19 protein-coding genes are annotated in these 22,145 nt (G+C 52.0%); 11 read left to right on the top strand and 8 right to left on the bottom strand.

The features are described from left to right. Positions 1–18: 18 nt before the first annotated feature. The gene (locus ACOZIO_RS15305) at positions 19–1,308 is read right to left on the bottom strand and encodes a hypothetical protein (RefSeq protein ID WP_129991538.1); all 1,290 of its coding nucleotides are present in this window, start codon (positions 1,306–1,308) and stop codon (positions 19–21) included. A gap of 504 nt (positions 1,309–1,812) precedes the next feature. Here ACOZIO_RS15305 and ACOZIO_RS15300 point away from each other — a divergent pair. From ACOZIO_RS15300 to ACOZIO_RS15280, 5 genes are all read left to right on the top strand, one after another. Then, positions 1,813–2,535, top strand: coding sequence for a DUF3053 domain-containing protein (locus tag ACOZIO_RS15300; RefSeq protein ID WP_129954041.1), 723 nt, complete (start codon positions 1,813–1,815; stop codon positions 2,533–2,535). Between the two features lie 177 nt (positions 2,536–2,712). Further along, a complete protein-coding gene (locus ACOZIO_RS15295) occupies positions 2,713–3,507 on the top strand; it encodes a DsbA family protein (protein ID WP_129954039.1) in 795 nt (264 codons plus the stop codon). A 526-nt stretch (positions 3,508–4,033) separates the two neighbouring features. After that, on the top strand, positions 4,034–5,947 hold the full coding sequence (locus ACOZIO_RS15290) for a PTS mannitol transporter subunit IICBA (RefSeq protein ID WP_129954037.1): 1,914 nt from the start codon (positions 4,034–4,036) through the stop codon (positions 5,945–5,947). A gap of 138 nt (positions 5,948–6,085) precedes the next feature. Further along, complete coding sequence (locus ACOZIO_RS15285) at positions 6,086–7,234, top strand: mannitol-1-phosphate 5-dehydrogenase (protein ID WP_129954035.1); 1,149 nt, start codon at positions 6,086–6,088, stop codon at positions 7,232–7,234. Between the two features lie 136 nt (positions 7,235–7,370). Beyond that, complete coding sequence (locus ACOZIO_RS15280; protein ID WP_014411435.1) at positions 7,371–7,919, top strand: MltR family transcriptional regulator; 549 nt, start codon at positions 7,371–7,373, stop codon at positions 7,917–7,919. 130 nt (positions 7,920–8,049) lie between these two features. Here the strand turns inward: ACOZIO_RS15280 and ACOZIO_RS15275 are convergent, their stop codons facing one another. Then, positions 8,050–8,658 (bottom strand): LysE family translocator, encoded by a 609-nt coding sequence (locus tag ACOZIO_RS15275; RefSeq protein WP_129954034.1) that lies wholly within the window; start codon positions 8,656–8,658, stop codon positions 8,050–8,052. Positions 8,659–8,802: 144 nt separating this feature from the next. On the opposite strand from ACOZIO_RS15275, the gene ACOZIO_RS15270 reads away from it, so the two are divergent. Next, a complete protein-coding gene (locus tag ACOZIO_RS15270; protein ID WP_129954032.1) occupies positions 8,803–10,302 on the top strand; it encodes a PLP-dependent aminotransferase family protein in 1,500 nt (499 codons plus the stop codon). Positions 10,303–10,367: 65 nt separating this feature from the next. After that, positions 10,368–10,727: a YibL family ribosome-associated protein gene (locus ACOZIO_RS15265; protein WP_217158895.1), complete on the top strand. Its 360-nt coding sequence runs from the start codon at positions 10,368–10,370 to the stop codon at positions 10,725–10,727. A gap of 63 nt (positions 10,728–10,790) precedes the next feature. On the opposite strand, the gene yiiM is transcribed toward ACOZIO_RS15265, so the two are convergent. The 6 genes from yiiM to fdhD form a co-directional block, all read right to left on the bottom strand. Then, on the bottom strand, positions 10,791–11,462 hold the full coding sequence (gene yiiM, locus ACOZIO_RS15260; protein ID WP_129954028.1) for a 6-hydroxyaminopurine reductase: 672 nt from the start codon (positions 11,460–11,462) through the stop codon (positions 10,791–10,793). Positions 11,463–11,568: 106 nt separating this feature from the next. After that, entirely contained in the window at positions 11,569–13,515 is a 1,947-nt protein-coding gene (locus ACOZIO_RS15255) for a methyl-accepting chemotaxis protein (RefSeq protein ID WP_129954026.1), read from the bottom strand. Positions 13,516–13,782: 267 nt separating this feature from the next. After that, entirely contained in the window at positions 13,783–14,403 is a 621-nt protein-coding gene (gene sodA / locus ACOZIO_RS15250) for a superoxide dismutase [Mn] (protein ID WP_129954025.1), read from the bottom strand. A 613-nt stretch (positions 14,404–15,016) separates the two neighbouring features. Next, positions 15,017–15,190: a hypothetical protein gene (locus ACOZIO_RS15245; RefSeq protein WP_217219909.1), complete on the bottom strand. Its 174-nt coding sequence runs from the start codon at positions 15,188–15,190 to the stop codon at positions 15,017–15,019. Between the two features lie 141 nt (positions 15,191–15,331). Further along, a complete protein-coding gene (locus tag ACOZIO_RS15240) occupies positions 15,332–15,544 on the bottom strand; it encodes an AAA family ATPase (protein WP_421595469.1) in 213 nt (70 codons plus the stop codon). A gap of 50 nt (positions 15,545–15,594) precedes the next feature. Continuing rightward, a complete protein-coding gene (fdhD, locus tag ACOZIO_RS15235) occupies positions 15,595–16,437 on the bottom strand; it encodes a formate dehydrogenase accessory sulfurtransferase FdhD (protein WP_129954021.1) in 843 nt (280 codons plus the stop codon). 145 nt (positions 16,438–16,582) lie between these two features. On the opposite strand from fdhD, the gene fdnG reads away from it, so the two are divergent. From fdnG to fdhE, 4 genes are read left to right on the top strand one after another with little or no spacing between them, the layout of a single operon-like run. Beyond that, positions 16,583–19,630 carry a formate dehydrogenase-N subunit alpha gene (gene fdnG / locus ACOZIO_RS15230; protein ID WP_421595468.1) on the top strand — a complete coding sequence of 1,016 codons (3,048 nt, stop codon included), beginning with the start codon at positions 16,583–16,585 and terminating at the stop codon, positions 19,628–19,630. A 12-nt stretch (positions 19,631–19,642) separates the two neighbouring features. After that, the gene (gene fdxH / locus ACOZIO_RS15225; RefSeq protein ID WP_129954017.1) at positions 19,643–20,554 is read left to right on the top strand and encodes a formate dehydrogenase subunit beta; all 912 of its coding nucleotides are present in this window, start codon (positions 19,643–19,645) and stop codon (positions 20,552–20,554) included. Then, positions 20,551–21,210 carry a formate dehydrogenase cytochrome b556 subunit gene (gene fdoI / locus ACOZIO_RS15220; protein ID WP_129954015.1) on the top strand — a complete coding sequence of 220 codons (660 nt, stop codon included), beginning with the start codon at positions 20,551–20,553 and terminating at the stop codon, positions 21,208–21,210. Before fdxH ends, fdoI begins: the two co-directional genes overlap by 4 nt. After that, positions 21,207–22,121, top strand: coding sequence for a formate dehydrogenase accessory protein FdhE (gene fdhE / locus ACOZIO_RS15215; protein WP_129991532.1), 915 nt, complete (start codon positions 21,207–21,209; stop codon positions 22,119–22,121). The genes fdoI and fdhE overlap by 4 nt, the downstream gene beginning before the upstream one ends. Positions 22,122–22,145: the final 24 nt, after the last annotated feature.

Raw genomic sequence — 22,145 nt, 5'->3', positions numbered from 1 at the left:
GCTTTTTGTTTTCTGATCTTAATAAGGCATTTCTTTATTATTGTTGCCTACGGTGACTTCTTGGAGGCTGATGTGATACATGCCGGAGCTGTCTTCGCTGACTTCCTTAACGCTAAATTTTGCCAGACGGGTAAAAACGAATTCATTTTCTGAAGGATCTGCATACTCCCCGCTCATCCTCACGCAGGAGAACCCGGATATTTTGAAGAGTACCTTAACACCACCTCTGGCGAATTTTTCAGCAACGGATCGGGTGCCGGAAGTGGAGAAAAATGACGTCGGGCTTACGGTGGTGCCATTGTCCATATAACTTTGAAACTGGCTAATTGCCAATTTGGAATTCAGATCCTGTCCACGATAATAAGTCCTCTTAACTCCTTTAGGTTGATACATAAATTTTTCCATCTTACACAGTGTGGCGTAAGACATTTTTTTGCAATAGAACTTAATTTTGTCTCTTTCTTCTTTCAGGCTTCGGTGTTCAATATCGTGATTGAATTTACGCATGCCTTCGATCACATCATTTGCACTGAGGTGGGGATCTCTTTTTGCGCGAAGGGCTTTGTTAATCTCGCTGGATCCTCTGTTACTTGAATAAATACAGGAAAGAGTTTTATATCCAAGGAACAGTTCTTTCATTTTTAAATAAGCAGGGTTATCGGAAATAGATCTGGCTACTGATGATAAACTCATTAATGCAAGTGTATAATTTGAGCCGAATTTCTTTATTTCTTCATGAAGCTGATCAAGTTGTGTGCTGAAATGGCGGAAATCATCTATTTTTTCATTAATAGTATGTGCGTCATTGAGTGTGAAATTTTCGCCTGCAGGTTTTATATCGTAACAAGATAAAGCATAATTCAATGCCTGAGTTTCTCTCTCATACCGCCCCTGGTAAAAGAGTTTTTTTAACACGTTTTTAGGTTGGCTTGCTTTAATTTTTTGACCTTTTAATCGTAATTCTGCATTTTTATCGGTCACTTTTGTTTTATTTAAGAGAGAGGAATATCCTTGCAGGCTTTTCAGGTTTTTCTTTATCTCATCTTTCTCTTTATATAATCCCTCATGAAAGGTGTTACAGTATCTCGTCGAATTACTGAAGCACCTATTTGCTAATTCTTCCACTTTTTTTTCTAATAAAATATAATGTCTCATGTTTTGAGATATATTAGCGAAATCACATTGACGACTGAATTTTTCTTCTAACTCTTTGATTTCATTTTCTAATTTTGATTTTATCTGTAGCATTTTTTGTTTTTTATCTTGCATATCAGCGATTTTGTCTTGCGTTTCTTTTTCTGAGAACATACCTACTCCTAAAGTTAATGATTATATAATCCCACCTTCAGTTTATCACGGTGGTGAATTGCCTTAACTTAATTGTTTATTAAGATATTTTTAGTGATCTATATAAATATAAATCTTTAATTCTCAGCTTGTTAATAAATATGAATAAATAGAAATAGGTATGAAGATTTATTTCTATTATTCATTCAGGAGATAAAGCCACATAGTGAAATGACAGGTAAGCGTTGTACGCAAAAAAAGCGAAGGGGGCCTGGAAACGATAACTCAACGTACTTGTTTTGTGAGTATCACATCTGCCTGAGATGTTCTATCCTATACCCGTCATACTTCAGATTGCAGGTGGCGGCTGCGCCAGAATGACTTACTTATGTAAGTTCATAGGGATTCGCGTGCTTGCTGCCTTCCCGCATCTGGAATTATTTTGGGTTGATACCTGGCATGGAAAGCCGCATATCGGCAGGGAACTGGCCGGAAGAAGAACATTGAAATCAGGAGTCAGGACTCATGGCTGTAGGGATCAGAAGCGGTGTATTGTCTCGCTGGCTGGCGCCGATTATCGCACTGCTGGTGGTGTTTCAGCTCACTGCATGCGGCGATAAAGAACCGGAACAACGCAAAGCCTTTATCGATTATTTGCAAAATACCGTCATGCGCAGCGGGCAAAATCTGCCGTCGCTGAGTGAAGATCAGAAACAACGTTTTGGTAATTACGCGAATGACTACGGCATCATTCTGTCATTCTCCCGCCAGATGAAAGGTGCCGTTGAAGGTAGCCTGGTACCGGTGGTCAGCGCGATTGGTCAGGTGCGTACGCCGCAGGATTACATGACGCAGCGCAGCGCGTTGCAACAGGCGGAAAGTACGCTGAGCATGCTCAATGCCCAGTTGCGTGATTCGAAAGTCAAAGCCGATACCGCGATGGCTGCACTGAAACAGCCGGATGATCTGAAAGCCGTTTATAGCCAGGTATACAACAGTGTGGTGACCCAGCCTGCTAACGTGCTGACCCCGCTGGTGCCTGCGCTGCAAAGCTTCACGCAGGATATCGTGTCAGTGGGTGATTTCCTGCAACAGCAGGGCACTCAGGTCGCCTTTGCTAACGGCGGCGTGCAGTTCCCGACGCAGCAACAGGCTACGCAGTACAACACCATGATGTCTAATCTGGTGGGCAAACAGCAGACATTGCTTCAGGCGCAAAAAGTCGCGCAGGGCGATTTCAGCCACTAAGCCACACTAAAATCTGCAAAAAAGCCACGTCATCTTGTACGTGGCTTTTTTATTGCCCCGGACCCTGCCCATAGATTTATAAAAAATGACAATTTTTAGCCTGCAAATCCGGCTGAATTCCTCTACTTTTGAAGGCAACTGTCCGATTTTCCCCGTATTTCACTTTAAGGATTTTTGATGAAACGTCAGACGATGACTCTGTTGGCTTCTCTGGTGCTGGCGCCGACGCTGGCTTTTGCTGCCGACAGCGCAACCGCAGATTTCACCCCGGCGCAGCAGGAAGCCATTGGTAAAATTGCGGCGGATTACATGTTGCAGCACCCGGAAATTCTGGTGCAGGTCAGCCAGAAATTGCAGGCACAGCAGGCTGATCAGCAACAACAGCAAACCCTGAGCGCCGTGCTTGAAAACGCCAAAACGCTGGTAAACGACCCGGCGACCCCAAGCTATGGTCCGAAAGATGCCAAAGTCGCGTTCGTAGAATTCTTCGATTATCAGTGCCTGTATTGTAGCCACATGGCGCCGGTGGTTGAGCAGACCGTGAAAGCGAACCCGAACGTGCGCTTCGTCTTCAAAGAATGGCCAATCTTCGGTGATCGCTGGAAAGCCTCCATCACGGCTGCGGAAACCGGTATGGCCATCTGGAAAGAAAAAGGCAGCCAGGCGTATTTCGATTATCACAACAGCATTTACCGCACGGGTCATGATGAAGGTAAGCTTACAGATGCTGATATCGCCGGTGCAGTGAAAGCTGCCAAAGCGACAGCGCCAACCGATGCACAGCGCAAAGCCACACACGAAGCGATCGCCGCTAACGATGAGCTGGCACGTACGCTGGGCTTCAGCGGCACCCCGGGTTTCGTGGTGATGCCAACCAGCGGTGCAACTGCTGAAAACACCAGTGTGCTGCCTGGTGCCGTTTCTGCCGAAGAACTGCAGGCCGCCATTGTGAAGGCGCAGGGCGGGAAGTAATTTTCTCTGTAAAACACGATTTCATCACGGCGGGCTGTCTGACAGTTCGCCGTTTTGTTTTTCCGCCCCCGCCTGTAATTTTCTTTCAGCATTTCCTCTGTAAACTCAGTTTTCCTTTCCTAAGACACGTCTGAATTTTTTTTAAGCGAAATACACAAGTCCGCCCAAAAATACTTTGTGATGAATATCACGTTTTAATGATAAAGACTCGTTAACAAAAAGTGACTTAAGTCACATTATTAGAGGTGATGCGCTTAAATAATCACCAGTGTAGCTCGGTTACAGGCTGTTTTTGTGATCGAAGTCACCAAAATACAGGGGGTAAGGGTCCCGTATGTGTGATCTGCGTCACGAGCTGTGGGGTGGCTACGCGAGGCCTATAATCACATGGTAGAGTCCGCCTCGCAGACAGCAATTCGACGGACGGATTTTTAAAGCAGTGGCACAAAAACCGAAATAACCGTCACCGATAATTAACTGATATCACGCGCTCTATTGTCAGCGCGTATCAATAGGGGTGCGTTTTATGTTTTCACCAGACGTTAAGATCAAAGTTCAAAACTTTGGTCGCTTCCTGAGTAACATGGTAATGCCCAACATCGGCGCATTTATCGCCTGGGGTATCATTACTGCTCTGTTCATTCCTACCGGCTGGATCCCTAATGAAACATTAGCGAAACTGGTTGGCCCGATGATCACGTATCTTCTGCCATTGCTCATCGGTTTTACCGGTGGTCGTCTGGTTGGTGGTGATCGTGGTGGTGTGGTCGGCGCAATCACCGTAATGGGGGTTATCGTTGGTGCGGATATGCCAATGTTCCTCGGCGCAATGATTGCAGGCCCGTTAGGCGGCTGGTGCATCAAGCGTTTTGACCGCTGGGTTGACGGTAAAATCAAAAGCGGCTTCGAGATGCTGGTTAACAACTTCTCGGCCGGTATTATTGGTATGCTGCTGGCAATCCTGGCTTTCCTGGCCATCGGCCCGCTGGTTGAAGCCCTGTCTAAATTGCTGGCTGCAGGCGTGCATATCATGGTTATCCATAACCTGTTGCCGCTCGCCTCTATCTTTGTTGAACCGGCGAAAATCCTGTTCCTCAATAACGCCATCAACCACGGTATCTTCTCTCCGCTGGGTATCCAGCAGGCGACTGAAACCGGTAAATCTATCTTCTTCCTGATCGAAGCGAACCCAGGTCCGGGTATGGGCGTCCTGATGGCGTACATGTTCTTCGGTCGTGGCAGCGCTAAGCAATCTGCGGGCGGTGCGGCAATCATCCACTTCCTGGGTGGTATCCACGAAATTTATTTCCCATACGTTCTGATGAACCCACGTCTGTTGCTGGCGGTAATCCTGGGGGGTATGACCGGCGTGTTCACCCTGACGCTGCTCAACGGTGGCCTGGTATCCCCGGCTTCTCCGGGTTCCATTCTTGCGGTTCTTGCGATGACGCCAAAAGGCACGTACTTCGCTAACATTGCGGCGATTGTGGCAGCATTTGCGGTGTCCTTCGTTATCTCCGCATTCCTGTTGAAAACCACCAAAGCGAAAGATGGCGACGATCTGGACGAAGCAACACGTCGCATGCAGGATATGAAAGCCCAGTCTAAAGGCGGCAAACCGGCTGTTGCAGGCGTAGCGGGTGACCTGTCTACCGTACGTAAAATCATCGTTGCCTGTGACGCCGGTATGGGGTCAAGCGCCATGGGTGCCGGTGTGCTGCGCAAAAAAGTGCAGGATGCAGGTCTGACCAACATCAGCGTCACCAACAGTGCAATCAACAATCTGCCTGATGACGTGGATCTGGTGATTACTCACCGTGACCTGACCGAACGTGCCATGCGTCAGGTGCCACATGCACAGCACATTTCGCTGACTAACTTCCTCGACAGCGGCTTGTACACGGACCTGACTTCCCGTCTGGTAGAAGTGAACAAAGCCAGCCAGTACAAAGAGAAAGTGACCACTACGCTGGGCGACAGCCTTGTGGCTGACAATGAAAACGAAAACCTGTTCCGCATCAGCGAAAGCAACATTTTCCTCGGCCTGAATGCGGGCACCAAAGAAGACGCGATTCGTTTTGCCGGTGAACAACTGGTGAAAGGCGGTTATGTTCAGGCAGAATATGTGGAGGCGATGCTGGCACGTGAGCAACTGACCTCAACGTATCTGGGGGAATCCATTGCTGTGCCGCACGGTACCATTGAAGCGAAAGATCGCGTACTGAAAACCGGTATCGTGTTCTGCCAGTATCCGGCGGGTATCCGCTGGGGCGATGATGAAGATGACCGTGCACGCCTGGTCGTCGGTATTGCAGCGCGTAACAATGAGCACATCAACGTGATCACCAAACTGACCACGGCGCTGGATGAAGACGGGGTTATTGACCGTCTGGCGAACACCACCAGCGTTGAAGAAGTTCTGACCATCCTTCGCGGCTAACGTTGAGCGGTTAATCAGTAGAGCGTCACTAAGCGGGTCTTGATAAAAGACCCGCTTGTTGATTCGGAGCCGGGCGGCTCCCGGCTTTACCCAAAGCTTTTTACCATAAAGTATGGCCCCCGATTTGAAGGAAATATTATGAAAGCATTACATTTTGGTGCAGGTAACATCGGTCGCGGTTTTATTGGCAAATTACTTGCTGATGCCGGGGCTGAACTGACGTTTGCGGATGTCAGCCCTGCGTTGCTGGACGCGCTGAACAGCCGTAAAGGTTATGACGTGCACGTTGTCGGTGAGCAGGCCACCATTGAGCCTGTCACGAATGTGAATGCCGTGAACAGCGCCGGTCAGGAGGCCATCAACCTGATCGCTGAAGTCGATCTGGTGACCACCGCCGTCGGCCCGACCGTGCTGGAAAAAATCGCGCCAAACGTCGCCAAAGGTCTGGTGCTGCGTCATCAGCAGGGCAACGAAAAGCCGCTGAACATTATTGCCTGTGAAAACATGGTGCGCGGCACCAGCCAGTTCAAACAGCACGTATTCAATGCGCTGCCGGAAGATGAAAAAGCCTGGGTTGAAGCGCATATCGGCTTTGTCGATTCTGCGGTTGACCGTATCGTTCCGCCTGCCGCTGCTGGCACCACCGATCCGCTGGAGGTTACCGTTGAAACCTTCAGTGAATGGATCGTCGACAAAACCCAGTTCAAAGGCGAATTGCCCGAAATCGCCGGCATGGAACTGACCGATAACCTGATGGCGTTTGTCGAACGTAAACTGTTCACCCTCAATACCGGCCATGCCATCACCGCCTATCTGGGTCAGCAGGCAGGCCATGCGACAATTCGTGATGCAATTCTTGATGAGAAAGTGCGTCTGGTGGTTCGTGGTGCGATGGAGGAGAGCGGTGAAGTGCTGATCCGCCGTTACGGTTTTGACCCGGAAAAACATTTCGCGTACATCGAAAAGATTCTGACCCGTTTCGAAAATCCGTACCTGCATGACGATGTTGAACGCGTTGGCCGTCAGCCACTGCGTAAACTGAGCGCAGGCGATCGTTTGATCAAACCTTTGCTGGGTACGCAGGAATATCGCCTGCCGAACGACAACCTGGTGAGAGGAATTGCGGCCGCGATGCATTATCGCAGCGAGCAGGATCCGCAAGCGAAAGAACTGGTAGAATTGCTGGAGAAAGTGGGGCCAAAAGCAGCCCTCGCCCAGATTTCAGGTCTGCCAGAAGATGGCGAAGTCGTGGCGAAAGCCGTCGCTCTCTACGAATCGATGCGCTGATACTGCGTTTATTTTGATTTCGCCAACACCAGGCAAAGAAAGCCCTGTCGGGCAGGATGTCTCTGTCCGACATGCGCGCATCATGGATGACGCCAGGGGCGCTGTCGGCACCGGCTCTTTAATGCAAGTAAGCCCTATGGAAAAAGCTCAGGCGTTTGAAAACCGTGTCCTTGAAAAGCTCAATGCGGGTAAAACCGTGCGCAGCTTTTTAATGACCGCTGTGGAGTTACTGGCGGAAGCGCTGGATATTCTGGTCGTGCAGGTTTTCCGCAAAGACGATTACGCGGTGAAATATGCAGTCGAACCTTTACTGACCGGCACCGGCCCGCTTGGTGATTTGTCTGTTCGCTTAAAACTGATTTATGCGCTGGGTGTAATCAGCCGTCACGAGTATGAAGATGCGGAATTACTGATGGCGTTGCGTGAAGAGCTGAATTACGACGGCGAAGAGTATCGTTTTACCGATGATGAAATTCTCGGCCCGTTCGGTGAATTGCATTGTGTGACAGAACTGCCGCCGGCACCGACCTTCCTGAAACCCGGGGAAGCCGACGAATCGCTGATCGCCATGCAACGCCAGCGTTATCAGCAAATCGTCCGCTCCACCATGGTGCTTTCCGTGACCGGGCTGATTGCCCATATCAGTAATCAGCAGCCTTCCAGGCTTTCTCCGGTGCAAAAGTGAATCCCCGTCATACTTCGGGCCGCAGATGCGTTAGCTGCGTTCAGTCACCCGAATCACTTACTTGAGTAAGCTCATCAGGATTCCATCACTTGCCGCCTTTTTGCAACCCGAACTATTTTGGGGATTCGTTTTAGTGAAGCGCATGACGCACTTCGCCCACCAGCAGCCAAAGCGCGGTTAACGCCATCATGCCGCCCATGATCGTGTTGAACATTTTCAGCTTCCATTCTATCCGTAATGCCTGACGTAATCTGTCACCCATCACTACCCACACCAGAATGCAGGGCAGATTGATCAGCGCGAAGCCGATACAAATCAGCAGTGTATGTTGCAGCATGTTGCCATCAGGCGGGGTGAATAAGATCGCCACATTAGTCGCCATCAGCCAGGCTTTTGGGTTCACAGCCTGAAATAATGCACCATTAACCATGTTCATCGGTTGCTGTTTGGTCCCTTCTTTTGGCGAACCGGAACGGTAAATTTTCCACGACAACCAGAACAGATAGGCGCAGCCCACTGCCGCCATCGGCAGACGCACCACCGTCATCCAGCTAAGCAGAATCGCCAGCATGGAAGTCATCAGCGCACATTGCACCACGCAGCCAAGTGTAATGCCCAGCATCATCGGCACGCTGCGGCGCAGCCCGAAATTCACCCCGGAAGCCGCCAGCAACAGATTATTCGGGCCGGGCGTAATTGACATCACAGTGACGTAACTGACAAAAGCGGTATCGATCATGTTGTTTTCCTGCATCCCCTGTTTTCCAGATAGCCAGAGTAAACGCTGAACAGAGAAGGTAACAGAACCAGAAATACGCTATTGTTATGGTTACAGATTGCGTAACCCAAAACTGTACCCATCACTTTTTACGGAACTGACACCATGACTGACACCGCGGATTTCAGCGACACCCGATATAACCAGCTGGCAGAACAACTGGCGGACGCTATCCGCCGTGGCACACTCGCGCCGGGCAGCCGTTTGCCGTCCGTGCGGCGCAGCGCACAAACCTGGTCAGTCAGCATCAACACTGTGGTAGCGGCTTACCGGCGGCTGGAAGATCGCGGCTTTATCGAGGCACGCCCGCAGTCGGGTTTTTATGTCCGTGCCGCGTTGCCTGCGCTGAACCATCAGCCACAGGAACAACCACAAACGGCAGCCGCAAAACCCGCAGATGAAGTGCTGGATCTGATCGACACAGTATTCGCCTCACAAATTGACCCCACCTATACCAACTTATCGCTGGCCTGCCCGCAGTCGAACGATTTTTACCCGACCGGCAAGCTGGGGCGAATTATGGCATCACTGCTGCGTCGTCAGCCCAATCTGATCGGGCAATACGCGCTGCCGCCGGGCAGCCCGGCGTTACGCCAGCAAATTGCCCGCCGTGCACTGGCGCTCGGTATGATTTTAGAACCCGCAGATATCACGATTACGCACGGTTGCATGGAAGCGTTACAGCTGGCGTTGCGCGTCACCACCAAACCCGGTGACAGCGTCGGGCTGGAAACGCCGACCTATTTTTACCTGCTGCCGATGCTGGCAAGTCTCGGGCTGAAAGCGGTGGAAATCCCCACGGATCCGCAAACTGGCCTGTCGCTGGATGTGCTGGAAATGCTGCTGACCGAGAAACGTCTGAATGCGGTGATCGCCATGCCGACGGCGCAAAATCCGCTGGGCTTTACTATGCCGCTGGCGGCAAAAAAACGGCTGGCGCGGCTGATGAACGATCACCATGTCCCGCTGATTGAAGACGGGTTGTACGCGGAAATTCAATTTGGCGCGACATTGTCTCCGGCGGTAAAAGCCTTTGACCGTGACGGCTGGATCCTGTTTTGCACCAGCTTTACCAAAACGCTGGCCCCTGATTTTCGCATCGGCTGGGTGGAAGGCGGACGCTTTGCCGATAAGCTGCATAAACTGAAAGCTGTATCGTCAATGGCAGAGTCCGCTTTGCTTTCCCAAACGCTGACGCTGTTTCTGGAGTCAGGCGGTTACGATCATCATCTGCGGGCTTTACGCAAGCGCTACGCGTCGCAGGTTGAGCAGGCACGCGCGCTAATCGCCCGCCACTTTCCACAAGGCACCCGTGCCACACAGCCGGCAGGCGGATTTGTGATTTGGGTGGATTTCCCGCCGGGTGTCGACTGCGTCACGCTGTTCCGCCAGTTGCTGAAAGATAAAATTTGTATGACGCCGGGGCAACTGTATTCACCCAGCGGCCGCTACACCAATGGCCTGCGTTTGTCGTGCTGCTATGTTTTTGATACACGCTATATTTCAGCAATGATCCGCATTGGTGAGCGGGCCTGTGAGATGTGCGGTTTGCCTCCGGGGCTGGCAGAAACGCAGGAGCAAGCTGAAGAATCCCGCACTTCCTGATACACTGACGGTTATTATCCCCCATTTACAATCGTGCCCGCTGCGGCATGAACGGATCTGAAATCATGAAAGAAGTTGAAAAAGCCGAGATCAAACGTCTCAGCGATATGCTGGATGCACTGAATCACAAAGATGCGATCGTGATTCAGGCGGGTAACGCCGAGTTAATCGCTAAGCACGAAGAAGAAAAAGAAAAGCTCGCGGCAGAAATCGCGCGTCTGAAAGCCGTGCGTGAGAAAAAACTCAGCACCGAAGCGCAGAAGCTGGAAAAGCTGTTCAGCCGTGAAATCACCAAGAAAGAACAGGCTGATATGGGCACGCTGAAGAAAACCGTACGCGGTATCGTGGTGGTTCACCCGATGACGGCGCTGGGCCGCGAAATGGGCCTGAAAGCGGTGACCGGTTTTTCTAAGAAAGAATTCTAAACTAATACTCCGGGGGTGAAGTTTTGCCCTGCTCCTCCCCCTGCGAAGGGGAGGGCGTTAACATTACTTCCCAAACAATCGTCGTCCAAAATCTTCGATCTTGCGGTTTACCAGCCGCATTTGCATGGTTTTACTCCAGCTGGCGGAGATCCCTGCGGCAGACATCAGACGGCGATACTGTTCCTCATCAAATGGCATGTTGAAGGCGATAGAAATCGCTTCTGCAACAGACACCTCGCTGTTGCGCGTCAGTAATTCCAGCGGCCGGTCGCCGCTGACATTTCCGGTACTGACGACCCGATATAACCAGCCACAACGTCCGCTTTGTTGTAACAACGGCGACAGGTTTTTGCAGTCGAGAAAATGATTCAGCTTGTAGCAGGGCGCGCGCGGCTGGGTGACCTGAATCAGCGCGTCGCCCCAGCGGAAAATATCGCCGATAAACACGTTATCTTCGGTCATGCCCAGCGTTGAAAGATTTTCGCCAAACGCAGGGGGATGAAAGCGGTCTTCTTCTTCGGGAAATTGCTGGCGCAGCCAGGCGTAATGTTCGCGGGGGAAATGGCACAGCGCGCGGTCAGCGCCACCGTGATAAGCCTTTTCGGCTTGCTGATCATTTTCCAGCCCGAGCGGCGTTAAAGCGATGCTGCCATCAACCTGACGTTTGGCAATCGCACTGGATGAAAAATCGGGATAATGTTCGATGGTACCGATATATACGTCGGGATAATGCATAAGCTCTCCGCTGCTGAAAGGTCACTTGCTCAAGCATAACCTGCATTCGACAGCGGGAGTAGAAGGAATACCTGCACACAAACGGGTGCGCAGGTTAAATCGTTAATCAGAACGTTTCCCAGTTATCCTGACTGGTTTTGCTTTGTGCCGGCAGTGCCAGAGTCGGACGGCGCAGCGCGGCGGATGCTGGCGCATCCAGTCTGTCGCCATTATCAGCCAGACGGAATACCGAGACTGCCTGGGTCAGCGTCGCGGCCTGATCTTCGAGTGAATCAGCGGCGGCGGAAGACTGCTCAACCAGCGCGGCATTCTGCTGTGTCGTGCTGTCCATTTCGACAATCGCCTGCGAAATCTGACTGATGCCACGGCTTTGTTCGTCAGAAGCAGAGGCGATTTCACCCATAATATCGCGCACATGCGAGACCGATTTTACGATGTCCTGCATGGTTCGTCCGGTGTTTTCCACCAGCTTCGCACCGGTATTCACCCGCTCAACGGATTCGGCAATCAGTCCTTCAATTTCTTTCGCTGCCTGTGCACTGCGCTGTGCCAGTGTGCGGACTTCCGAGGCGACGACGGAGAATCCGCGCCCCTGTTCACCGGCCCGGGCGGCTTCAACGGCGGCGTTCAGCGCCAGAATATTGGTCTGGAACGCGATGCCGTTGATGACGGAGGTAATTTCAGCAATACGTTTTGAGCTGCCGGAAATCTGCTGCATGGTGTCGACCACCTGGCCGACCTGTTTGCCACCGAGCGTCGCGGTACCTGAAGCTTCGCTGGCCAGTTTGCTGGCGTGATGGGCATTATCAGCGTTCTGTTTCACCGTTGCGCTCAGTTCTTCCATGCTGGCGGCGGTTTCTTCGACGGCCGCAGCCTGCTGTTCGGTGCGTGAGGAAAGATCGGTATTCCCGGCAGCGATTTCCGCCGCCGCGTGAGATACCTGTGAAACACCGGAGCGGATTTCATAAATCATGGTGCTGAGGTTCTGGCTCATTGCGGATACCGCGTTCATCAGCATGCCCAGTTCATCGCGACGTGTGGTCGGATGCGCCACAGTCAGGTCACCCTGCGCAATCGCCTCTGCTGTTTTCAGCGTATCACGCAGCGGCTGGGCAATCTGGCGGGTGATTCGCCATGCAATGATAATCCCGACCAGCAGTACGATCAGCGTAATCACCATCATGATGTTCTGCGCATCACGTATGTCTTTATGCGTGTTAATCAGTTCATTTTTAAAGATTTTCGCTACCAGGGCGTTCATCTCTGCGGCTTTTACTGACAGCAATTGTGAATTTCTTTGTTCATCTTCATAAGCCGGCATGAACGCCTGAACGTGATTTTTATAGGTTGCCAGTGCACTCATCAGCGGGGCAAGTGTGGCCTGCTGATCCGGCAACAATAATGCATTGAGTTTTTTAGCATTCGCTTGTGTATCATCAATTGACTTCAACAGCTTGGCTTCAGTTTCTTTATTAATGTTCAGCAACAGGCCGCGCACGTTATAACGCACACTGATCAGTTTCTGAATCACTTCAGCCAGTGAAAGCCGAATGGAAGGATCGGCATCTTCTACGCGTAACTGATCCTGCAAACGCGTCACCACGGCTTCCGTCTCGGAAAGATTCCAGCTGGCCCGCACCGCATCTTTGCGATCGACGGCTTCTTTGAATGCGGCCTGCGCCTGCTGGTACTCATGGATTTTCACCGGCACCTGATCGAGATTTGTTTGACTGGCGGTATCCCAGTCCAGCTTGTCTTTCGACTGGGTTATCAGTTGCGACAGTGCGTCAATGTTGTCCTGGTTTTGTTTGAGATACACCGGATTGTAATTGAGCTGATAAAGCGTACGGCTGAGGCGGGCATCATTGAGTAATGCATTCATCTGATTACTGAAATCGACTTTTTCCGCACGCTGACTGATGTCGTTAAATTTAATCATTCCCGCAGTGGTAATGACGGCCGCGATTAAAAGCACCAGGCCGAAACCCAGACCCAGTTTGGTGCCGACCTTAAGATTGTTCATCCACTGCGAAAGACCCGATCCGTTACTCATAATCATTCTCCGTCAAACATCCCTTTTAAATAGACATGCGGTTTTGTGACGCCTTTGTGAACAATCTATCGGTAGGCTTTTTCATAAACTTTATAGGATGTGTGGCGTATTTTTGATTAATGCGAGCGGGGTCTAATAATGGTGGGAAACAGAAGAATAATTCGCTGTGAAACAGTGATCATGCGTACAAATTCAGGACATAAAAAAGCGGGTCACAGACCCGCCATTGGCTAAGACATCTTGCCCGTGCTGGGCGGCAGTGCGAAATTACTTCGCTTCAGCCAGACGTTTTGCAGCTTCGTCCCAGTTTACAACAGCCCAGAAGGCTTTGATGTAGTCAGGGCGTTTGTTCTGATATTTCAGGTAGTAAGCGTGTTCCCACACATCCAGACCCAGCAGCGGGTAACCGGAAGCGCCGGAAATGGCTTCGCCCATCAGCGGGCTGTCCTGGTTAGCTGTAGAAACGACGGCCAGTTTGCCATCTTTCAGTACCAGCCATGCCCAACCTGAACCGAAACGGGTTGCCGCTGCTTTCTCGAAAGTTTCTTTGAAAGCGTCAACGCTGCCGAAATCGCGTTCGATGGCAGATTTCAGTTCGCCTTGCAGTGTGGTGCCGGTTTTCAGGCCTTTCCAGAACAGGCTATGGTTAGCGTGGCCACCTGCGTTGTTACGCAGAACGACTTTCTTGTCTGCAGGAACCTGATCCAGCTTGGTGATCAGTTCTTCAACCGGCAGTGCAGCCAGTTCCGGCAGGCTTTCCAGCGCAGCGTTAGCGTTGTTAACGTAAGTCTGGTGATGTTTAGTGTGATGGATTTCCATCGTTTCTTTGTCGAAATGCGGTTCGAGTGCGTCGTATGCGTAAGGCAGTGATGGCAGTGAATAACTCATGTTCATCGTCTCCGTAGTGTAGGGCGGCACCGTCATTGTGAGCACCGCGTAATCAGTCGGATCATTATAGTTAATTAAATGATATTGAAAATGATTATCTCTGTCCCCGCCAGCGGATAGATACGCGTAAGCGCCTGTTATACGGGGCTTAGAACCAGATAACCGCAAACAATCCTAAATTGTCTAAAGGCACGCGGTGCTTAAAGGGGCCTTTAGCTGTTCTTGATGAAATAGCGATAACTGAAGTCATCTAAGAGTTCTGTTTCCGGATTTCTGCGCTGAAATATTTGCGCTTCCCGTTTACGACGCGCAGTACGGATATCCAGATTTAATCCATATAGCTCAAGAGTAACACATGCTCTGTGACAGTTTTCCGTGCTGGCGAGCGGAGATACTTCAATTTCACCTGTCAGGTAATTTGCCACGAAGTAATCATCAAAATGATATTCGAGATCATCAGGGTTGATCAGTGCGGGATCATATCGGTTACCTTTTTCACTCTGACAGCGGTCACAGCAGGGATAAAGATTTTGCCAGTGGAAAGCCAGTTCCGGAAAGGCGTGGCGTTCCTTGGGCTTAAAATGTTCGATGGTCTGGCGGCTTTCAGCACCGGTCAGTCCGTCGCAAAATGCACAATGTTGAAGGCTTGCGTCGAATAACTTTTGGCGGACATTTTCATAGCATTTGGGTGAATACCAGCGGAAACGTTTTCGACATCAAACTGTTCCTTCACTTCAAAAATCTCTTCCAGAATCAAGGAATGCTTTTGCAGATTGATGGTATTCATAAATAATTTCTGAATAGCTTGAATCAGAATAACCAAGGCTGTCACCGCCTTGAGCCAGAAACTTATACCCGCTATATGAACCGTTTTGATGGTCAAACATGTAATGAACACGGTTGTCTTTTGTCGCCAGCCGCGAATTAATTAAAGACATGTCTCCATTGCTTCATCAAATACCGCCGCCAGCGCATACAGCAGAGTACTTTTCCCGCAGCCGTTCGGGCCGGTGAAGATATGGATCTCTGCCTTTTCAGCATCAGCTTCTGCGCTTTTAATCGGTGGGAAATCAAAATGCGTATTCTCGAATACGCCCACATCCCTGAGAGTTATGCTTTCCAGTCGGTACGGCCGCCGCATTTGATTTCCTTATTATTCTGATGGATAACTGTTCAAATTCTGCGCTGAGTTTACCTCAGCCGCTGCGGATGCGTATACACCGTTGCCCGTCCCGGTTTGCTGAAACCGACCAGCGTCAGATTGCATTTTTCGGCGACGTCGACCGCGAGCGTGGTGGCGGCGGAGACGGCGAACAGAATTTCGATGCCGCACATGGCGGCTTTTTGCACCATTTCATAACTGGCGCGGCTTGATACCAGCGCGGCACCGGATTTCCAGTCGCTCTGTCTGGCACGGATACCCAGCATTTTATCCAGCGCCACGTGACGGCCCACATCTTCGCATCCACCCAGTAGCTGACCTTCCGGCGTGATCCAGGCAGCGGCGTGGGTGCAACCGGTAAGCTGGCCGATTTCCTGTACGGATTTCAGTTGATGCAGCGCATTATCCAGATTCGCCAGCTCAAACGTTTGGGTAAACGGCAGTGGCGCGAGCGGGCGGAACAGATCGTCTAACTGTTCGATGCCGCAGACTCCGCAACCGGTGCGGCCCGCCATAGCCCGGCGGCGTTCTTTCAGCCCGGCAAAACGGCGGCTCGACAGTTCGATATTAACTTCTATACCGTGGCAGTTTGGCGTCACCTCCATCCCGTAAATCTCACCGGTGGATTCAATAATCCCTTCTGACAATGAAAAGCCCAGCGCAAAGGCTTGTAAATCTTTTGGCGACGCCATCATCACCACATGTGAAATGCCGTTATAGACCAGAGCGACGGGCACTTCCTGAGCAATCCAGTCATCTTCGGGTTCATTGAGATGTGTGCGTTGCATCACCGGTTTTTGGCTCGCTCCGATGATCTGAGTCACTTTTTTGTCATCTTTTTCGCCCAGTTCGTTTACGTGATGGACATCCATTAGCAATAACCTTATAAACATTCCGGCTACATAAGCCGTACAAAAAGTCAGGACTTTATACCTTAATTTTACCGCTTTCGACGTTGTTCATGAAAGCGCCAATTTGAAAAGCAATGTGTGCCTAAATGATGGGAAGGAGTCTTTCATGCAAGTCAGCAGAAGACAATTATTCAAAATATGTGCGGGTGGTATGGCCGGCACCACAGCAGCATTATTAGGATTCACGCCGACCCTGGCGCTGGCGGAAACCCGCCAATACAAACTGCTTCGCTCACGTGAAACCCGCAACAACTGCACTTACTGTTCCGTAGGTTGCGGCATGTTGATTTACAGCCAGGGCGACGGCGCGAAAAACGTCACTGAAAATATCTTCCACGTAGAGGGTGACGCCGATCATCCGGTCAGTCGTGGCTCGTTGTGCCCGAAAGGCGCAGGCGTACTGGATTACATCCACAGTGAAGGCCGCCTGACACATCCGCAGTACCGTGCACCCGGCTCCGATAAGTGGCAGCGCATCTCCTGGGATGAGGCGATTTCCCGTATCGCCCGCCTGATGAAAGATGACCGCGACGCCAACTTTGTCGAGAAAAATGACAATAACGTCACGGTCAACCGCTGGCTGACCACCGGTATGCTGTGTTCTTCAGCGGCCAGTAACGAAACCGGTCTGCTTGATCAGAAATTCACCCGCGCACTGGGTATGGTGGCGATCGACTGCCAGGCCCGGCTGTGTCACGGCCCGACCGTTGCAGCATTAGCGCCTACGTTCGGTCGTGGCGCGATGACCAACAACTGGGTCGACATCAAAAATGCTAACGTGATTTTGATTATGGGCGGAAATGCGGCAGAAGCGCATCCGGTCGGATTCAAATGGGTGATTGAGGCCAAAACCAAAAACAACGCTAAAGTCATCGTGGTCGACCCGCGCTTTAACCGCAGTGCTGCCGTGGCCGATATTTACGCGCCTATCCGCGCCGGTTCCGACACGGTTTTCCTGCTGGGCATGATCAACTACCTGATCACCCACAATAAAATCCAGACCGAATACGTCCGGGAATATACCAACGCCAGCCTGCTGGTGCGTGAAGACTATGAATTTAACGACGGGCTGTTCAGCGGTTTTGACGCAGCGAAAAAAGCCTATAACAAGGAAAGCTGGCACTATCAGCTTGATGAAAAAGGCTTCGCGAAACAGGATAAAACGTTGCAGGACCCGCGCTGTGTGTGGAATCTGCTGAAAGCGCACGTATCCCGTTACACGCCGGAACTGGTGGAGCGCTTGTGCGGCACCCCGAAAGAAGATTTCCTGCTGATCAGTTCCATTCTGGCGGAAACCTGTGCGCGCGACAAAACGTCGACCATTTTGTATGCACTGGGCTGGACGCACCATACCGGCGGCGCACAAATCATCCGCTGTGCGGCGATGATCCAGTTGCTGCTCGGCAATATCGGTATGCCCGGCGGTGGCGTGAATGCCCTGCGTGGTCACTCCAATATTCAGGGCTATACCGACCTCGGTTTGTTGTCTCTGAACCTGCCCGGCTACATGCCTTTGCCGTCTGAAAAACAGACCCGTTTTACTGATTATCTGCAACAAATCACCCCCGTGCCGCTGGTGGACGGACAGGTCAATTTCTGGAAAAACACGCCGAATTTTTTCGTCAGCATGATGAAAAGCTTCTGGGGCGAACATGCCACGGCGGAAAATGACTGGGGCTTTGACTGGTTGCCGAAATGGGACAAAAGCTACGATGTGTTGCAACAGACCGAGCTGATGACCGAAGGCAAACTCAACGGCTATATCGTGCAGGGCTTCAATCCGCTGGCGGCATTCCCGGATAAAAACAAATCTTCGCGCGCGCTCTCGAAACTCAAATACATGGTGGTGATCGACCCGCTGGTCACCGAATCCTCGAATTTCTGGCAGAACCACGGCGCGATGAACGACGTACAAACCGCCGATATTCAGACCGAAGTGTTCCGCCTGCCGTCTTCCTGTTTCGCCGAAGAAAACGGATCAATAGTCAACTCCGGTCGCTGGCTGCAATGGCACTTTCAGGCCTCTGAGCCACCGGGTGAAGCGCTGCATGACGGCAAAATTATCGCCCGTCTGTTTATGAAACTGCGCGAACTGTATCAGAAAGAAGGCGGTGCGAACCCGCTGCCGGTGCTGAATATGGCGTGGGATTATCAGGATCCACTCGACCCGTTGCCGGAAGAGATCGCCCGCGAAGCCAACGGCAAAGCGCTGGCCGATATTCATGACGATCAGGGCAATCTGTTGGCGAAAAAAGGCCAGCAACTTTCAACATTTGCCCATCTGAAAAATGACGGCAGCACGGCCAGTTTCTGCTGGATTTATACGGGAAGCTGGACGGAAGCCGGTAATCAGATGGCGCGCCGCGATAACGCCGATCCGTCCGGTCTGGGCTGCACGTCCGGCTGGGCATGGTGCTGGCCGCTCAACCGCCGCATTCTGTATAACCGCGCCTCCGCCGACCCGCAGGGACAGCCGTGGGATCCGAAACGCGAAATCATCCGCTGGGATGGTGCGAAGTGGACCGGTTTTGACGTCCCGGATTACAGCGCCGCTGCGCCGGGTTCGGGTGTCGGGCCGTTCATCATGCAACAGGAAGGCGTCGGGCGTTTATTTGCGACCGACAAAATGGCCGACGGTCCGTTCCCTGAGCATTACGAACCTATCGAATCACCGATTGGCACCAACCCGCTGCATCCGGACGTTATCTCGAACCCGGTTGCGCGTATTTTTGCCAGTGATTTGCCGAATATGGGCACCGCCCGAGACTTCCCGTATGTGGCGACCACCTATTCAATTACCGAATTGTTCCGCCACTGGACCAAACACGCGTTGCTCAACGCCATTGCGCAGCCTGAGCAGTTTATCGAGATCGGCGAAAGTCTGGCCGCCTCGAAGGGCATTGCGCAGGGTGATGAAGTGAAAGTGTCTTCGAAGCGCGGATTCATCGTGGCCAAAGCCGTGGTGACCAGGCGCATCCGGCCGCTGACCATCGACGGTAAGCACGTCGATACCATTGGCATCCCGTGCCACTGGGGATTTGAAGGTGCGACGCGTAAAGGTTATTTAGCCAACACGCTGACGCCGTCAGTCGGTGACGCTAACTCGCAAACGCCGGAATTCAAGGCGTTCCTGGTTAACGTGGAAAAGGTCTAACGGAGGCGAATTATGGCAATGCAATCTCAGGACATACTGCGTAAGTCCGCAACCAACGGGTTGACGCCAGCGCCGCGCGCCCGTGACCATCAGCAGGAAGTGGCGAAACTTATCGACGTCACCACCTGCATTGGCTGTAAAGGCTGTCAGGTCGCCTGTTCCGAATGGAACGACCTGCGCGATGAGGTCGGTATCAACACCGGCGTTTACGATAACCCGATGGATCTCAGTGCGAAATCCTGGACGGTGATGCGTTTCTCTGAAGTGGAACAAAACGGCAAGCTGGAATGGCTGATCCGCAAAGACGGCTGTATGCACTGCGCCGATCCGGGCTGTCTGAAAGCCTGTCCGGCGGAAGGCGCGATTTTGCAGTACGCCAACGGCATCGTCGATTTCCAGTCGGAACATTGCATCGGCTGCGGTTACTGCATCGCCGGTTGCCCGTTCAACATTCCGCGCATCAATCAACAGGATAACCGTGCCTATAAATGCACGCTGTGCGTTGACCGTGTGAGTGTGGGTCAGGAACCGGCGTGTGTGAAAACCTGCCCGACCGGTGCAATTCATTTCGGTACGAAAACCGCCATGCAGGATTTAGCTGCAGAACGGGTCAGCGAGCTGAAAGGTCGCGGGTTTGATCATGCCGGTTTATACGATCCGCAGGGTGTTGGCGGTACGCACGTGATGTACGTGCTGCATCACGCCGACAATCCTGAGTTGTATCACGGCCTGCCAAAAGATCCGGCCATCAGCGCGGCGGTCACCTTGTGGAAAGGGGTTTGGAAACCACTGGCTGCTGTCGGCTTCGCAGTAACCTTCGCCGCCGCAGCATTCCATTTCCTGGGCGTGGGGCCGAACTACGTGAAAGAGGATGAGCACAGAGAAGAGGAAGAAAAACATGATGATGAGGAGAAACGACCATGAAAAAAGAGAAGTTAATCCAGCGCTATAATCTGGCGGAACGTCTCAATCACTGGATTGTTGCCTTTTGTTTTGTGACGCTCGCCCTCAGCGGCATCGGCTTCTTTTTCCCGTCGTTTAACTGGCTGATGAACATTTACGGCACACCCCAGATGGCGCGTATCCTGCATCCGTTTTTCGGCGTGGTGATGTTCATCTCTTTCCTCGGCATGTTCTTGCGCTACTGGAAGCACAACCTGCCGGAAAAAGACGACATTGTGTGGGTGAAAAATATCGGTAAAGTGCTGACCAACCATGAGGTCGGCGATACCGGGCGCTACAACTTCGGTCAGAAATGCGTGTTCTGGGCGGCGATCAGTTGTCTTGTGCTTCTGATGGCCAGCGGCGTCATTATCTGGCGTCCGTGGTTTGCCGGTTATTTCCCGATCCCGCTGATCCGTCTGGCGCTGCTGGTGCATTCGCTGGCCGGCATCGGCCTGATTCTGGTGATTATCATGCATGTCTACGCTGCGACCTGGGCGAAAGGCTCTATCCCGGCGATGACCGGCGGTAAAGTGCCTGCGTCATGGGCGAAGTATCACCATCCACGCTGGTACCGTCAGGTGCGTGCTGAAGCGTTGAAGAAAGAACAAGATAAAGATGAGAGGAAAGCCGGATGAGCATCCAGATTGTTCCCCGGGACGCGCTGGCAGACGGTAAAACCACGGCGGGGAATATCCCGCCGGTACTGTTCGCCAATCTGAAAACGCTGTATCAGCGCCGTGCCGATCGCCTGCGTAAACTGGCCGAAGACAGCCCGCTCGACGGATATCTGAATTTTGCTGCGGCGATTTGCGATGCCCAGCAGCGCGTGCTGAAAGATTTCCCGCTCACTGTCGACCTGCGTGATGAATTAGCGAAAGCGGCGGGTAAACCGCCGCTCGATTGCCGGTTGTTTCCACGAACGCCGCACTGGCTTACATTGCTGGATGCGCTGATCAGGGTGCTCAAACACGGCGCGTCAGAGCCGGTGCTCGGTGTGCTTGAGCGCCTTGAACACTCCCCGAATCTTCAGCGCGAAATGATGGCGACAGAGCTGCTTTGCCAGGATTTCAAACACGTTCCGGCTGACAAAGCCCCGTTTATCTGGGCTGCGTTGTCGCTGTACTGGGCACAGATGGCGGCGCAACTGCGCGGTGTCGGGCGGGCAGATTATGGCGAAAATCGTCTGTTCTGTCCGGTGTGCGGCAGCGTTCCCGTTTCTGCGGTGATCGCGTTTGGTACCCACAGCGGCCTGCGCTATCTGCACTGTAATCTTTGCGAAAGTGAATGGCATGTCGTGCGCGCAAAATGCAGCAACTGCGATGCAATGGAACATGTAAACCTCTGGTCCATCGGCGATGAACAGGCCACGGTGAAAGCCGAAGCCTGCGACGATTGCAATGCTTACCTGAAAGTGATTTATCAGGATAAAGACCCGCAGGCAGACGCGGTAGCGGACGACCTTGCGACGCTGTTACTTGATGACCGTCTGGAGGACAAAGGTTTTTCCGGCAGCGGCATCAACCCGTTCCTGTTTCCCGCTGAATAACCGGTAAAACCGGCAGCCGTGACT

This window comes from Rahnella sp. PD4 (assembly GCF_049199325.1).
Lineage (GTDB): Bacteria > Pseudomonadota > Gammaproteobacteria > Enterobacterales > Enterobacteriaceae > Rahnella > Rahnella perminowiae.
This window is presented reverse-complemented; position numbering and strand designations above follow the sequence as displayed.

What these genes read in the sequence shown, in the direction of transcription:
- fdhE (WP_129991532.1), top strand. Translation starts at nt 21,207, where the DNA reads ATGAGCATCCAGATTGTTCCCCGGGACGCGCTGGCAGACGGTAAAACC.
- ACOZIO_RS15295 (WP_129954039.1), top strand. Translation starts at nt 2,713, where the DNA reads ATGAAACGTCAGACGATGACTCTGTTGGCTTCTCTGGTGCTGGCGCCG.
- ACOZIO_RS15275 (WP_129954034.1), bottom strand. Translation starts at nt 8,658, where the DNA reads ATGATCGATACCGCTTTTGTCAGTTACGTCACTGTGATGTCAATTACG.
- ACOZIO_RS15290 (WP_129954037.1), top strand. Translation starts at nt 4,034, where the DNA reads ATGTTTTCACCAGACGTTAAGATCAAAGTTCAAAACTTTGGTCGCTTC.
- fdoI (WP_129954015.1), top strand. Translation starts at nt 20,551, where the DNA reads ATGAAAAAAGAGAAGTTAATCCAGCGCTATAATCTGGCGGAACGTCTC.
- fdxH (WP_129954017.1), top strand. Translation starts at nt 19,643, where the DNA reads ATGGCAATGCAATCTCAGGACATACTGCGTAAGTCCGCAACCAACGGG.
- yiiM (WP_129954028.1), bottom strand. Translation starts at nt 11,462, where the DNA reads ATGCATTATCCCGACGTATATATCGGTACCATCGAACATTATCCCGAT.
- ACOZIO_RS15285 (WP_129954035.1), top strand. Translation starts at nt 6,086, where the DNA reads ATGAAAGCATTACATTTTGGTGCAGGTAACATCGGTCGCGGTTTTATT.
- ACOZIO_RS15265 (WP_217158895.1), top strand. Translation starts at nt 10,368, where the DNA reads ATGAAAGAAGTTGAAAAAGCCGAGATCAAACGTCTCAGCGATATGCTG.
- ACOZIO_RS15245 (WP_217219909.1), bottom strand. Translation starts at nt 15,190, where the DNA reads ATGAATACCATCAATCTGCAAAAGCATTCCTTGATTCTGGAAGAGATT.
- ACOZIO_RS15255 (WP_129954026.1), bottom strand. Translation starts at nt 13,515, where the DNA reads ATGAGTAACGGATCGGGTCTTTCGCAGTGGATGAACAATCTTAAGGTC.
- ACOZIO_RS15300 (WP_129954041.1), top strand. Translation starts at nt 1,813, where the DNA reads ATGGCTGTAGGGATCAGAAGCGGTGTATTGTCTCGCTGGCTGGCGCCG.
- ACOZIO_RS15305 (WP_129991538.1), bottom strand. Translation starts at nt 1,308, where the DNA reads ATGTTCTCAGAAAAAGAAACGCAAGACAAAATCGCTGATATGCAAGAT.
- ACOZIO_RS15270 (WP_129954032.1), top strand. Translation starts at nt 8,803, where the DNA reads ATGACTGACACCGCGGATTTCAGCGACACCCGATATAACCAGCTGGCA.
- fdnG (WP_421595468.1), top strand. Translation starts at nt 16,583, where the DNA reads ATGCAAGTCAGCAGAAGACAATTATTCAAAATATGTGCGGGTGGTATG.
- ACOZIO_RS15280 (WP_014411435.1), top strand. Translation starts at nt 7,371, where the DNA reads ATGGAAAAAGCTCAGGCGTTTGAAAACCGTGTCCTTGAAAAGCTCAAT.
- ACOZIO_RS15240 (WP_421595469.1), bottom strand. Translation starts at nt 15,544, where the DNA reads ATGCGGCGGCCGTACCGACTGGAAAGCATAACTCTCAGGGATGTGGGC.
- sodA (WP_129954025.1), bottom strand. Translation starts at nt 14,403, where the DNA reads ATGAGTTATTCACTGCCATCACTGCCTTACGCATACGACGCACTCGAA.
- fdhD (WP_129954021.1), bottom strand. Translation starts at nt 16,437, where the DNA reads ATGGATGTCCATCACGTAAACGAACTGGGCGAAAAAGATGACAAAAAA.